Annotated in this window: 12 protein-coding genes; 10 read left to right on the top strand and 2 right to left on the bottom strand. The window is 70.0% G+C overall.

Annotated features, from left to right (window positions below; genetic code table 11):
• Nucleotides 1–5 precede the first annotated feature (5 nt).
• The 5 genes from ACFV2O_RS11390 (at nucleotide 6) to ACFV2O_RS11370 (ending at nucleotide 5,995) form a co-directional block, all read left to right on the top strand.
• Entirely contained in the window at nucleotides 6–1,055 is a 1,050-nt protein-coding gene (locus ACFV2O_RS11390) for a 2-dehydropantoate 2-reductase (protein ID WP_379251736.1), read from the top strand.
• 64 nt (nucleotides 1,056–1,119) lie between these two features.
• Nucleotides 1,120–1,380 (top strand): Sec-independent protein translocase subunit TatA, encoded by a 261-nt coding sequence (gene tatA / locus ACFV2O_RS11385; RefSeq protein ID WP_355077567.1) that lies wholly within the window; start codon nucleotides 1,120–1,122, stop codon nucleotides 1,378–1,380.
• Nucleotides 1,381–1,478: 98 nt separating this feature from the next.
• A complete protein-coding gene (gene tatC / locus ACFV2O_RS11380) occupies nucleotides 1,479–2,432 on the top strand; it encodes a twin-arginine translocase subunit TatC (RefSeq protein WP_355077569.1) in 954 nt (317 codons plus the stop codon).
• A gap of 3 nt (nucleotides 2,433–2,435) precedes the next feature.
• Nucleotides 2,436–5,138 (top strand): DEAD/DEAH box helicase, encoded by a 2,703-nt coding sequence (locus tag ACFV2O_RS11375; protein ID WP_379251735.1) that lies wholly within the window; start codon nucleotides 2,436–2,438, stop codon nucleotides 5,136–5,138.
• 164 nt (nucleotides 5,139–5,302) lie between these two features.
• Nucleotides 5,303–5,995, top strand: a complete 693-nt coding sequence (locus ACFV2O_RS11370) for a DUF4333 domain-containing protein (RefSeq protein ID WP_379251734.1) — start codon at nucleotides 5,303–5,305, stop codon at nucleotides 5,993–5,995.
• Nucleotides 5,996–6,436: 441 nt separating this feature from the next.
• On the opposite strand, the gene ACFV2O_RS11365 is transcribed toward ACFV2O_RS11370, so the two are convergent.
• A complete protein-coding gene (locus ACFV2O_RS11365; protein ID WP_379251733.1) occupies nucleotides 6,437–7,402 on the bottom strand; it encodes a 5'-3' exonuclease H3TH domain-containing protein in 966 nt (321 codons plus the stop codon).
• Nucleotides 7,403–7,486: 84 nt separating this feature from the next.
• On the opposite strand from ACFV2O_RS11365, the gene ACFV2O_RS11360 reads away from it, so the two are divergent.
• A complete protein-coding gene (locus ACFV2O_RS11360; RefSeq protein WP_379251732.1) occupies nucleotides 7,487–8,614 on the top strand; it encodes a M24 family metallopeptidase in 1,128 nt (375 codons plus the stop codon).
• Nucleotides 8,615–8,654: 40 nt separating this feature from the next.
• Here ACFV2O_RS11360 and ACFV2O_RS11355 read toward each other — a convergent pair whose 3' ends face one another.
• Entirely contained in the window at nucleotides 8,655–9,098 is a 444-nt protein-coding gene (locus ACFV2O_RS11355) for a PPOX class F420-dependent oxidoreductase (protein ID WP_379251731.1), read from the bottom strand.
• Between the two features lie 101 nt (nucleotides 9,099–9,199).
• Here ACFV2O_RS11355 and ACFV2O_RS11350 point away from each other — a divergent pair, with 101 nt between their 5' ends.
• From ACFV2O_RS11350 to ACFV2O_RS11335, 4 genes are all read left to right on the top strand, one after another.
• Nucleotides 9,200–9,955, top strand: a complete 756-nt coding sequence (locus tag ACFV2O_RS11350; RefSeq protein WP_379251730.1) for an SDR family NAD(P)-dependent oxidoreductase — start codon at nucleotides 9,200–9,202, stop codon at nucleotides 9,953–9,955.
• Nucleotides 9,952–11,217, top strand: a complete 1,266-nt coding sequence (cbiE, locus tag ACFV2O_RS11345) for a precorrin-6y C5,15-methyltransferase (decarboxylating) subunit CbiE (protein WP_379251729.1) — start codon at nucleotides 9,952–9,954, stop codon at nucleotides 11,215–11,217. Before ACFV2O_RS11350 ends, cbiE begins: the two co-directional genes overlap by 4 nt.
• A gap of 79 nt (nucleotides 11,218–11,296) precedes the next feature.
• Nucleotides 11,297–11,914, top strand: coding sequence for a hypothetical protein (locus tag ACFV2O_RS11340; RefSeq protein ID WP_356962073.1), 618 nt, complete (start codon nucleotides 11,297–11,299; stop codon nucleotides 11,912–11,914).
• A 2-nt stretch (nucleotides 11,915–11,916) separates the two neighbouring features.
• On the top strand, nucleotides 11,917–12,660 hold the full coding sequence (locus ACFV2O_RS11335) for a cobalt-precorrin-6A reductase (RefSeq protein ID WP_379251915.1): 744 nt from the start codon (nucleotides 11,917–11,919) through the stop codon (nucleotides 12,658–12,660).
• Nucleotides 12,661–12,675: the final 15 nt, after the last annotated feature.

The raw sequence follows: 12,675 nt of genomic DNA, 5'->3' as shown, positions 1-12,675 counted from the left end.
CCGGCATGAACAGTCGTGTGCTGGTGGTAGGCGCGGGCAGCATCGGCAACTTCGTCGGCGGCAAGCTCGGTGTAGCGGGCGCGGAGGTCACCCTGGTCGGCCGCAGGCGCGTGCTCGACGAACTCGGCGCGTCCGGGCTCCGGCTCACCGACCTCGACGGCGGCGACGACGCGTTGCCGCCGGATCGATTCCACCGCGCCACCGAACCGGATGACGTCGGCTCGGCGGACCTGGTGCTGGTCACGGTGAAATCGGCGGCGACGGCGGAGGCGGTGCGCGACCTCGCGGGCAAGATCCGGCCGGGCACCGTCGTGCTCAGCCTGCAGAACGGCATCGGCAACGACTCGGTGATCCGGGAGATCCTGCCGCACTGCGTGGTCCTGGCCGGAATGGTGATGTTCAACGTCGTGCACCACCCCGGCGGGCGTTTCCATCGCGGCACCGAGGGCGGTCTCGCGGTACAGGACGATCCGGCTCTGGCGCCGTTCCTGGACGTATTCGAGCGAGCGGGGCTCGGCCTGCGCCGGTATCCCGACCTGCGGCCGGTGCAGTGGGCGAAGCTGCTGCTGAACCTGAACAACCCGGTCAACGCGCTGTCGGGGCGCCCGCTGCGGGAAGAACTCGCCGACCGGGACTACCGCCGTTGCCTCGCGCTCACCCAACGCGAAGCGCTCGAGGTGATGAACAAGGCGCGAATTCGCCCCGCCCGGCTGACCCCGCTGCCGCCCCGGGTGATGGCCGCGCTGCTGACCGTTCCCGACGGCCTCTTCCGGCGGGTAGCCGGGCAGGTGCTGGCCATCGATCCGATGGCGCGTTCGTCCATGGCGGACGACCTGGAGCTGGGCCGTACCACCGAAATATCCTGGCTGTGCGGGGAAATCGTCGAACTGGGCGCGATGGTCGGGATGCCGACGCCGGTGAATCAGCGGCTGATCGAATTGATCGTCGCGGCCGAGCAGGGCGGCAGGCGCGCGTGGACCGGACGGGAACTGCTCGGCCAGCTGCGGGCCGCAGCGGCGGGCGCCGCGCCCGAACGCAGGGCGAACGAGCGGTGACGGCGGCGTTCGCGCACGTCACCCTCCGGTAGCATCGAAACATCACAGTCTTGGGAGGTAGATCATGGGCAGTCTGAGCATCTGGCACTGGCTGATCATTGCGGTGGTCTTCGTGATGTTCTTCGGCGCGAAGCGGATGCCCGACGCGGCCCGCAGTCTGGGCCGATCGTTGCGCATCTTCAAGAGCGAGGTCAGTCAGATGCAGAACGAGAGCAACGCGCCAACCAGCGGCGCGCAGGCTCAGCAGCCCGCACCGCAGTTGCCCGCCGCGCAGCAGCCGACGCAGCAGGCCACCGAGCCCCGCACCGAGCAGAAATCGGTCTGAGCGGAGCCGCTCGCGCCGGAGTGAGGAAGAACTCACTCCGGACTCAGTGCTGTTGCCGAGCCGTGCGAGGCACGTGAACCCAGGGGCGATCACCAACCATGCGAATCCCGTTCGATCCGCGACGCAGTAAGCGCAGGACCAATCCCGACGGCACCATGTCGTTGGTCGAGCATCTGCAGGAGCTGCGTTACCGGTTGCTCGTGTCGATCGCCGCGGTGATCGCGACGACGGTGCTCGGGTTCCTGTGGTACGGGCACGGGTTCCTCGGGATCGAGAGCCTCGGTGAGATCCTGCGCGGGCCGTATTGCTCGCTGCCCTCGTCGGCCCGTGCGTCGTTGACCCCGGATGGCGAGTGCCGTCTGCTGGCGACCGCGCCGTTCGAGCAGTTCACGCTGCGGTTGAAGGTCGGCCTGACCGCAGGCGTGGTGCTGGCGGCGCCGATCTGGCTGTACCAGTTGTGGGCGTTCATCACCCCCGGGCTGTACGCGAAGGAGCGCAAGTACGCGGTCGGGTTCGTCTCCTCGGGCACGGTGTTGTTCGCCGCCGGCGCGGTGCTGGCCTACGTGGTGATCGCGCACGCGTTGAGCTTCTTGCTGACCATCGGCGACAACGTGCAGATCACGGCGTTGAGCGGGTCGCAATATTTCTCGTTCATCATCCAGTTGCTGATCATCTTCGGGGTCAGTTTCGAGACGCCGTTGCTGATCGTCGGGTTGAACCTGGTCGGCGTGCTGACCTACGAGCGCCTGAAGGCGTGGCGGCGGGGGATCACCTTCGGGTTGTTCGTCTTCGCGGCGATCGTGACTCCGCAGGATCCCTTCTCGATGCTGGCGCTGGCCTTGGCGTTGACGGTGTTGTTCGAGGTGGCGATCCAGTTCTCCCGGGTCAACGACCTGCGCCGGGCGCGCAAGGAGCGCGAGGGCTGGGGTGCGCTGTCGGACGAGGAGGCCTCCGAACTCGGCGCCCCGTCACCGATCGATCCGGCCGGGTCGATCGGTACGCCCGCGGAGAAATCCGCACGACCGGTGTCGGACTACTCCGATACGCTCTGACGAGTGACAGTTGACCGGTCGCAGACGGGCGAGTTGACCGCATTTTCCGCCGAGCTGAAGTTCCGGCTGGATCCGTTTCAGCGCGAAGCCTGTGCGGCGCTCGAAGAAGGCCACAGCGTACTCGTCTGTGCCCCCACCGGCGCGGGAAAGACGGTCGTCGGCGAGTTCGCCGTTCACCTGGCGCTGGCGGCGGGCGGGAAGTGCTTCTACACCACACCCATCAAGGCGCTGTCGAACCAGAAGTTCGCCGACCTCACCGAGCGTTACGGCCGCGACCAGGTCGGACTGCTGACCGGCGACCAATCGATCAATCCCGACGCGCCGGTGGTCGTCATGACCACCGAGGTGCTGCGCAACATGCTCTACGCCTCCTCGGACGCGCTGCGCGGGCTGTCCTATGTCGTGATGGACGAGGTGCACTACCTCGCCGACCGGTTCCGCGGCGCGGTGTGGGAGGAGGTCATCCTGCACCTGTCCCCGGACGTGCGGCTGGTCAGCCTTTCGGCCACGGTGAGCAACGCAGAGGAGTTCGGCGCCTGGATGGAGACCGTGCGCGGCGACACCGCGGTGGTGGTCGACGAGACCAGGCCGGTTCCGCTGTGGCAGCACGTGATGGTGGGACGGCGGATGTTCGACCTGTTCGACACCAAATCCACCGAGCAGAAGGTGCTCGTCGACGAAGACCTGGTGCGGTTCATCCGCCACCGTGAGGCGGCCGACCGGATGAACAGCTGGGGCGCCCCGCGCAACGGCCGCGGTGGCCCGCGCCGGGATTTCCGCCCGCTGCCGCGGCCGGAGGTGCTCGCCAAGCTGGACGAAGAGGGCTTGCTGCCCGCGATCACGTTCATCTTCAGCCGGGCGGGATGCGACGGCGCGCTCGCCCAGTGCCTGCGCTCGCGGCTGGATCTGAGTCGTCCGGAGGAGCGCGACGAGGTCGACGCGATCATCGACAAGCACACCGGCGATCTGCCCAAGGCCGATCTGGAGGTGCTCGGCTACTGGGAGTGGCGTGAGGCGCTGCACCGCGGCCTCGCCGCGCATCACGCCGGGATGCTGCCCGCGTTCCGGCACACCGTCGAAGAGCTGTTCGTCAACGGGCTGGTGCGTGCCGTCTTCGCCACCGAGACGCTGGCGCTCGGCATCAACATGCCCGCCCGCACGGTGGTGCTGGAACGGCTGGTCAAGTTCAACGGCGAGTCGCACGCGGAGCTCACGCCCGGGGAGTACACCCAGCTGACCGGGCGTGCGGGGCGGCGCGGCATCGACGTAGAAGGCCACGCGGTGGTGTTGTGGCAGCCCGAGGTGGACACCAGCGCGGTCGCAGGCCTGGCCTCGACGCGCACCTATCCGCTGCGCAGCTCGTTCCGGCCGGGCTACAACATGTCGATCAACCTCATCGATCGGATGGGTGCCGACGAGTCGCGCGCCCTGCTGGAGCGATCGTTCGCCCAGTTCCAGGCGGATCGGTCGGTGGTCGGGCTGGTGCGCGGCATCGAGCGCAACGAGGGAGCGCTGGGCAAGTTGCGCGACCAGCTCGGCGGTGCCGAAGGCGGGTTCCTCGAGTACCTGTCGCTGCGGGAGCGGATCAAGCAGCGGGAGCGGCAGTTGGCCCAGCAGAGCCGTGCCGACCGGCGCGGCGCCGCCGTAGACGCGCTCGGCGCGCTGCGCCGCGGTGACGTGGTGGCGATTCCGTCCGGCCGCCGCGCCGGGCTCGCGGTGATCCTGGAGCCGGACGCGACGCCGGGCGATCCGCGGCCGCTGGTGCTCACCGAGGACAAGTGGGCCGGACGGGTTTCGGTCGCCGACTTCCCGGTGCCCGCCGAGGCGCTCGGGCACATGCGGCTGCCGCGCCGGGTGGATCACCGCACCGCGCGCATCCGCCGCGACCTGGCCTCCGCGCTGCGCAGCACGGGAATCTCGGTGCCGGGCAGGCCACGTCGCGGCAGGCAGTCCGCCGCGGCCGACGACCGGGAACTGGCCACCTTGCGCCGGAGCCTGCGTGCCCATCCGGCGCACTCCATGCCCGATCGCGAGCAGCTGGCCCGGATCGGCGAGCGCTACAACCGGTTGCAGCGCGAAACGGAGGCGATGCGCCAGAAGGTTGCCGCGACCACCAATTCGCTGGCGCGCACGTTCGATCGGATCCTCGGTCTGCTGGAGGAACGTGGATTCGTGCACGAGAGCGAGGTGACCGCGGACGGACGCCGGTTGGCGCGCATCTACGCGGAAAGCGATCTGCTGGTAGCCGAATGCCTCAGGAAGGGGTTGTGGCGCGGTCTCGGCCCGGCCGAACTGGCCGGTGTGGTCTCGATCCTGGTGTACGAATCCCGCCAGGAGGGCGGCTATCTCGGCGCGACCGGACCGACGGCTCCGATCCGGCGCGCGGTAGGCGCGACCATCGGCGTCTGGTCCGAGCTGCGCTCCGACGAGGCGCGACACAAGCTGCCGCCGACCAGGGAACCCGATCTCGGTTTCGTCGACGGCATTTACAAATGGGCACGCGGCGATGGGTTGGCCGAGTCGTTGCTCGCCAGCGGCGACCAAGGCGCGCCGCTGTCGGCCGGTGACTTCGTGCGTTGGTGCAGGCAGGTGATCGATCTGCTCGATCAGATCCACGGCACCGCCGACGATCTCGAGGTCGCCGCCACCGCGGCCAAGGCGGTGCGGGCGATCCGGCGAGGCGTCGTGGCGGTGGACGCCGCCTGAGCGGCGTGAGCGCCGGGCACGCGGCGGGCGGCAATATCAACACGGCGGATTCGATTGTGATTTGATTTCTTTCGCGTACCGACCGTGGCGGAGTAGTCGTGTCATGCGACGAGGCCCACGCGGGGGGCTACCGTGTGTACAACGATGCGAGTGGAGGCAAGCAAATGAGCGGCCCTTACGGACCGAACGACCCCGGGGAGGGACGCAACGATCCCACCCAGCAGTGGGGTGGACAGCAGGCGCCGGGCGGGTCCGGTCCCACGCAGCAGTGGAGCGGTCAGCCGCAGACCCCGGCCTCGGCGCAGCCGACCCAGCACTGGGGTGAGCAGCAACCTCAGCAGCAATGGGGACAGCCCCAGCAGCAGTGGGGCCAGCAGCCGCAGCAACCGCAGCAACCGCAGTGGGGCCAGCAGCCCGCTCAGGGCCAGCAGCCGCAGTGGGGCCAACCGCAGCAGCAGGACTGGGGCCAGCAGGGGCAGCAGCCGCAGTGGGGGCAGCCGCAGCAGCAGTGGGGCGCTCCCGGACAGCAGCCTCCGCAGCAGGGCGGCAAGAACAAAGGCCTGATCATCGGGCTGTCGGTGCTCGGTGTCGCCGTGGTCGGCGCGATCGTCGCGCTCGTGCTCGTGTTGACCGCCAAGGACCAGTTGGACCAGGCCGCCGTGCAGGACGGCGTGAAGAAGGTGTTGTCGGATTCCTACGGCATCCAGGACATCAGCGACGTCTCCTGCCCCTCCGGCCAGGAAGTCAAGGTCGATGCCACCTTCGAATGCAGCGTGAAGGTCAGCGGCGAGGCCAAGAAGGTGAGCATCAAGATCACCAAGGACGACGGCACCTACGAGGTCGGTCGCCCCAGCTGAGCTGTATTCGTTTCTCCAGCGCCTGCCGCGCTGGGTGTTCGCGGCCCTCTTATGGCTCGCGTTTGCGCGAGCCGGGCCGGGGACGGCGGATGCTCGGTCTCGCTTCGCTCCGAACCTGTGGCAGAGGTGAGCTGAGAGTGTCAGGTCGCGTGCGGACCTCGCCGTTCGCTTTCGCCAGTGGAGGGAAGCCATACCGGCGATTTGTGGCGGACCTCAGAGTGGTTTCGCCGACGGCAGTGCAGACGGGGGTGAGCCGGAGTGGTCGCGTGCAACTGCCGCCGATGGCTTCGGTAGCGGACACCGATGCTGGTCGGCGCGGGTGTCAGAGGGGATGGATGCCGCTTTCCTTCGGCAGCCACGAGCCGCGAGTCCGAACGTCGAGTGCTCGGTTGCGCATCGGATGGCTCTTCGCGACGGGTGCGACCAGCTTCGGCCTCCGGGTCAGGCGGTGCGGGTGGCGAGTGCCGTGATCAGGCGGGTGACCGGGCTTTCCGCGTTGTAGGCGGTGGCCAGGGCGTGTAGGCGGGCCGGGTCGGCCGGTTCGGTGGGGAGGACGTCGTCGCGGGACAGGGCTACCTCGGCGTCGCAGACCACCCGCACGACCGGTGCGGCGGCCTTCAAGTAGTCCTCGGCGGCGCGCAGCCGGGCACGCACGCCTTGCGACAGGTCGGCGCCGGGGTCCTCGACGGCCGCGACGAGGGCGTCCAGGGAGCCGAAACGGGAGATCAAGGTGGCGGCGGATTTCTCGCCGATGCCCGCCACTCCGGGCAATCCGTCCGAGGCGTCGCCGCGCAGCGTCGCCATGTCGGCATAGGCCGGGCCGGCGTTCCGCTGCGGCACACCGTACTTCGCCGACACCTCGGCCGGGCCGAACAATTCCGCCTTGGCCAGCCCCCGTCCGGCGTAGAACACCCGTACCGCAGGCGCGGGCTCGTCCCGGACGAGCTGCAGCAAGTCACGATCGCCGCTGACCACGACCACCTCGTCGGTGCGCTCACGAGTCGCCAGGGTGCCGAGCACGTCGTCGGCTTCCAAGCCCTCCGCCCCTCCGGTCGCGATCCCTGCGGCGTCGAGCACCTCGAGGATCATCTCGACCTGCGGGGTGAGCCTGTCGGGAACGGTCTCGGCGCCGGGTGCGGCATCGGGCGACGTGTCCAGCCGGTGTGCCTTGTAGGACGGGACCAGCTCGACTCGATACGACGGGCGCCAGTCCAGATCCAGGCACACCACCAGTCGGCTCGGGGCGAACCGGGTGATCAGCGACGCCACCATGTCGGTGAAACCACGCAGCGCGTTCACCGACCGGCCGTCGGGTGCGGTGATCTTGTCGGGGATGGCGTGGAAGGCGCGGAACCACAGACTGGCTCCGTCCAACAGCAGCAGGGGCCCACCGGAAGCAGAGGTCACGGGCTGAGGCTACTCGGTCGCACCGACACCACCCTGGCGAAGTTCGGCGTTCGCCGGGCCCGCCCGGCGGGTAACGTCGGACGAATGAGCTCGCATACGGATTCGAGGTTCGCGGCGGACGTCTACGGTGCACGGCTGGAGCGGGCGGTGGAGCTGATGCGGGCCGCCCACCTCGACGCCCTGCTGATCACTCCCGGCCCCGACCTGCGCTACCTGATCGGCTCGGCGGCCGAGTCGTTCGAGCGGCTGACCTGCCTGGTGATCCCCGCCGACGGTGCGACGCCGTCGGTCGTGATCCCGAAATTGGAGCTGGCGTCGCTGGAGGGCTCCGCGGCGGGCGAACTGGGTCTGCAAGTGCTGGACTGGGTCGACGGAACCAACCCGTACGCGCTGGTGAAGTCAGCGCTGCACGTGGGTTCCCGGGTGGCCGTGGCCGATGTCATGCCCGCACTGCATCTGCTGCCGCTGGCCGAGTCGTTCACCGGCCTGCCGGTGTCCGCCACTCCCGTCCTGCGCGAACTGCGCATGATCAAGGACCCGGCCGAGGTGGACGCGCTGCGCCGGGCGGGTGCGGCGATCGACCGGGTGCACGCGCGGATGGGCGAGTTCTTGCAGGTGGGGCGTACCGAGGCGGAGGTCGGCCGCGATATCGAGGCCGCGATCGTGGCCGAGGGGCACACCGAGGCGGCATTCGTCATCGTCGGCAGCGGTCCGCACGGGGCGGACCCGCATCACGGCGTGTCCGAGCGCCGGATCGAGGCAGGCGATGTGGTGGTCGTCGACATCGGCGGCCCGGTCGAACCCGGCTACTACTCCGACTCCACCCGGACCTACGTCCTGGGCGAGCCCGATCCGGAGATCGCCGCCCGGTTCGCCGAGCTGGAACGCGCGCAGGCCGCGGCGGTCGCGGCCGTCCGCCCGGGCGTCACCGCGGCCGCGGTCGACGACGCGGCGCGAAACCCCTTGACCGAAGCCGGTTTCGGGCCCGCATTCGTGCACCGCACCGGACACGGCATCGGCCTGTCGGTGCACGAGGAGCCCTACATCGTCGCGGGCAACGACCTCGTCCTGCAGCCCGGCATGGCATTCAGCGTGGAGCCCGGCATCTACTTCCGCGGCGAGTGGGGCGCGCGCATCGAGGACATCGTGATCGTCACCGAAGAAGGCGGTGAATCCCTGAACAAGCGGCCGCACGGCCTGACGGTGCTGTGATCGGGGCTGACGGCGGCGAGGAAGGCGTCCGGCGGAGGCGCTAAGCGCCCGCGCCGTTCTCGCCCGGCGCGCCGTCCCCGGCCGATGCGACCAGCGTGCTGCTGGACAGGACGCGCCGGACCTGGATGGCGATCACCACGCGGGTCGGGTTCTCCCGGGGCACGCGATAACGACCCGCGTACCGCTCGACCGCCTCGGCCACCTCGTCGGGTGCCTGGAGCACGGTGGCGGGGCCCTCCAGCGTGAGCCACCGGATGCCGTCGACCTGGCTGACCGCCGCGTAGCCGGAGCGGCGCACGTTGCGTACCTTCACCGACCCGTCGTTGGTGATCACGCGCGCGATCCCGGCCTCTTGGTCCCAGGTGAATCCCACCGCCACCACATGGGGCGTTCCGTCCGCACGCAAGGTCGTCAGCGTGGCGAGGTGCCGTTCGGCGACGAACTCGAGGGCGGCGGGCGAGAGCTCAGCAGTACTCGTCGGCATCCTCCGACCGTAGCCGTCGGCGCCCGCCCCCGCCGCATCAGCCCGAACCGCGCCGGTGCGCGATGACGAGCCCCGCCCGTGCCAATGACAGACTGAGGCGCATGGGAACGCGTGGTTTGTCCGACGGGACCGTGCTGCTGTTGGGCGGGCGGAGCGAGATCGGACTCGAGGTGGCGCGACGGCTGGCGCCGGGACGAGCGGTGGTTCTGGCGGCCCGGCGCAGCGGCGAATTGGACGCGCAGCGCGCGGAGATCACCGCGGCGGGCGCGAGTGAAGTGCACACCGTCGAATTCGACGCCGACGACATGGCGGGTCATCCGGCGTTGCTGGAGAAGATCGCCGCCGAGCACGGGCCGATCGGGATCGCGGTGCTCGCCTTCGGTGTGCTCGGCGATCAGCAGCGCGCCGAGCGGGATCCCGCCCACGCGGCGGCGATCCTGCATACCGACTTCGTCGCCCAGGCCGGCGTTCTCACCACGGTGGCGAATCTGTTGCGCGCGCAGGGCGCAGGGCAGATCGTCGTGTTCAGCTCGGTCGCCGGTGTGCGGGTCCGGCGCGCGAACTACGTCTACGGTTCGGCCAAAGCGGGACTCGACGGATTCGCCTCCGGTCTCGCGGACGCCCTGCACGGCACTGGCGTGCGGTTGCTGCTGGTCCGTCCCGGGTTCGTGATCGGGCGGATGACCGAGGGGATGTCCCCGGCGCCGTTCTCCAGCACCCCGGATCAGGTTGCCGACGCGGTGGTCAAGGGTCTGCGCCGGGGCGCGAGCCGAGTCTGGGTGCCCGGAATCCTGCGACCGGTGTTCTTCGCGATGCGTCTACTGCCACAACCGATCTGGCGCCGGATGCCTCGATGAGCGCCGCGCCCGGGTCGTGGACAGGAACACCGGTCACGGTCGTCGGAATCGGCGCCGACGGCTGGGACGGCCTCGGTCGCGCCGCGCGGGAGGCCGTCGGTGACGCCGAGGTCTTGTTCGGTTCCGTGCGCCAGCTCGCGCTCGTGCCGCCCACCGTGGCGGCGCACCGGGTGACGTGGCCGTCGCCTCTACTGCCCGCGCTGCCCGGCCTCCTCGAACGGCATGGCGGGGTGCGGTTGTGCGTCCTGGCCAGCGGCGATCCGATGTTCTACGGAATCGGCGTCACCTTGGCTCGATTGCTGGGCGCGCAGGCGCTGCGGGTGCTGCCGCAACCGTCTTCCGCCTCCCTGGCCTGCGCCCGCCTTGGCTGGCCGCTGGCCGAAACACCGGTGGTCAGCGTGGTCGGGCGTCCGTTGGCGACGGTGCTGCCCGAGCTGGCCGACGGCAGGCGGCTGCTGGTGCTCAGCGCCGACGAGCACACACCGCGGGATCTGGCGCGACTGCTCGGGGACCACGGTTTCGGCGGTTCGGAGCTGACGGTCCTCGAGCAACTGGGCGGTTCCGCCGAACGGCGCCGCGCCGGAATCGCGCGGCAGTGGGAACACCCGCCGGGCGACCCGCTGAACGTCGTGGCGATCACCTGCTCGGCCGACCCGGACCGGCCGCGCACCACCCGCATGCCCGGACTGCCGGACGAATTGTTCGGCGGCGACGGCCAGCTCACCAAGCATGAGGTCCGCGCGCTGACGCTGGCGGCCCTGGCGCCCGCGCCCGGGGAATTGCTGTGGGATGTGGGCGGCGGTTCGGGCAGCATCGCCATCGAATGGTGCCGGGCGCATGCGGGGAACCGGGCCGTCGCGTTCGAGCGGCTCGAGCGCAGGCGACGCCAGATCGCCGACAATGCCACGGTTCTGGGCGTGCCGCACATCCAGGTGCGCGGCGAAGTGCGTGGCGAACTCGCCGCCGATACCGGAATCGCCGCGCCCGACGCGATTTTCGTCGGTGGGGGCCTGACCCAGGATGGCGTGCTCGAGACATGCTGGGCGCAGTTGCGTCAGGGCGGCAGGCTCGTCGCGAACGCGGTCACGGCGGAATCGGAATCGTTGCTGCTCAACTGGTCGAACGCCCAGGGCGGCATATTGCGGAAGTTCCAGATCTATCGCGGGGAACCACTGGGCTCCTTCACCACCTGGCGTCCGCAGCTTCCGGTCACACAGTGGTCGGTGGTGAAAACCGCGCGATCCTTCCCCGCGGAGGCGTGAACATGTTATTGGTCACGCGGTAGGGTCGGGGCCGAGTTCCGATCATTGACCGGAAATCCGATTCCTGTTGGGGAGATAGATGAGATACAAGAAGTTCGCCGCTACCGCATTGCTGGCTGTCGCCGCCACCGGAGTGGCCGCCGGTACTTCCTACGCCGCCCCGGTGCCGCCCGCGGTGCAGGACCAGGCCGCTGCGGCGCCCACCGTCACCGGCAGCGATCAGGGCGTCGGTTACGCGCTGCAACTCGCCGACGCGGGCAAGTCGGTGGTCACCAGCGTGACCGGGGGCGCGTTCAGCGTCGACACCGACAACCGGGCGGTCACGCTGAAGAACTCCGCGGGCGAGACCGTCACCAGCATTCCGCTCACCGCGACGGCCAAGGGTCAGGAGGTCCGGATCGCCGCGGCCGTCGCCGACGAGGGCAGGCAGCTCACGCTGACGCCGCAGGTCGCGCCGACCGCGAACGCGCCGGTCGCCGCCGAGTTCATCGGCGCGCAGGAGTGGTTCTTCGCCGAACTGCAGCGCGCCTCGCTCGGCGCTCTGGTCGGTGGCCTGATCGGCGCCGCCATCGGCATCGTGTTCTTCGGTGTCGGCATCCTGCCGGGCGCGGTGCTCGGCGCGCTGATCGGTCTGGCCGTCGCGGGCGGGCCGTCGCTGCTGAACGCGGGTATCGCCTACTTCAGCGGCCAGCCCTGAGAATTCTGATTCTGGGCGGCACCCGGGAAGCGCGGGAGCTGGCCCACATCGCTTCCGGCGAGCGAGGATTCGAGATCGTGTCCTCGCTCGCCGGTCGTGTGCGCGCACCCTTGCTGCCCGAGGGTGAGGTCCGCGTCGGCGGCTTCGGGGGCGCTGAAGGACTACGCGCCTGGCTCGCGGCCAACGACGTGGCCGCGATGGTCGACGCCACCCATCCGTTCGCGGCGGCCATCAGCGCCAACGCGGCAGTCGCCGCGCGAGCTTCGGGCGTGCCGCTGGTGCACCTGCGCCGGCCCAGGTGGGTAGAGCAGGCAGGGGACCGCTGGATGCGTGTACCTGATCTCCCCGCGGCCGCGACGGCAGTCGGCACGTTCGGCGAGCGCGTGTTCCTGACCATCGGCAGACAAGGCGTCGACGCGTTCGCGGGACTCGACCGGCCCTGGTTTCTGATTCGTGCCATCGACCCGCCGGAGGGCGCGCTGCCGCCGCGGCACGAATTGCTCCTCGCCCGTGGGCCGTTCGCGGTGCAGGACGAAGCGCGGCTGCTCGCGGAGTATCGGATCGACGCGCTCGTCACGAAGGACAGCGGCGGGGAGCAGACGGAGGCCAAACTCGCCGCCGCCCGCGCCGCGGGCATCCCGGTGGTCGTGGTGGACCGCCCGCCGCTGCCCGAGGGCGCGCGGATCGTGGAATCCTCTGCGCAAGCGCTGGATTGGCTGCGCATCCGGCGAACCCGGCGCGGCTGAGACGTTCCGGCTCGC

It is taken from the genome of Nocardia sp. NPDC059691 (assembly GCF_042733915.1).
GTDB lineage: Bacteria > Actinomycetota > Actinomycetes > Mycobacteriales > Mycobacteriaceae > Nocardia > Nocardia sichangensis.
This window is presented reverse-complemented; position numbering and strand designations above follow the sequence as displayed.